Genomic DNA, 479 nt, shown 5'->3' with positions numbered 1-479 from the left:
CGTTCACGGCCCCCTACGGCACCACGGAGAAGACCAACACCCCCGACGCCAACGGCGCGGGCGCCGACGGCACCGAAGCTGCCTCCGGCGGCACCGGCACCAACGGTGCCGACATCGGCCTCATCCCTGCGGGCGAGGCCGTGACCTCGCGCTACGGGCGCACCTACGACGCGCTCATCAGCGCGATGGGCTTCGCCCACGGCCACCACGGCCACACCCACACCACGACCGGGACCAACGGCACCGGCAAGGGCAAGGGCAACGCCACCGGCGGCCCCGCCGCTGGTGCTGACGCGGGTGCTGACCCCGACGGCGACACCGACGGCGACGGCCCCGGCGGTTTCGCCTCGGGCGGTGGGAACTTCGCCTCGGGGGACTCTGCCGTTGCTGCTGACTCTTCTGCTGACGCTGACGGGTCCGCTTCTGGCGGTGGCTGCTCACAGCCGCCGGGGACCAAGGCGGTCATCAACATCACCGTG

Annotated in this window: 1 pseudogene; it reads left to right on the top strand. The window is 72.4% G+C overall.

Features of this window, described 5'->3' with window-relative positions:
• Positions 1–479 (top strand): annotated as a pseudogene (locus tag IDM40_RS27795) (HNH endonuclease signature motif containing protein); the annotation flags it as partial.

It is taken from the genome of Nocardiopsis coralli (assembly GCF_014892575.1).
Taxonomy (GTDB): Bacteria; Actinomycetota; Actinomycetes; order Streptosporangiales; family Streptosporangiaceae; genus Nocardiopsis; species Nocardiopsis coralli.
Note: the sequence above shows the minus strand (reverse complement) of the source record. Positions and strands in the feature narration are given on the sequence as shown.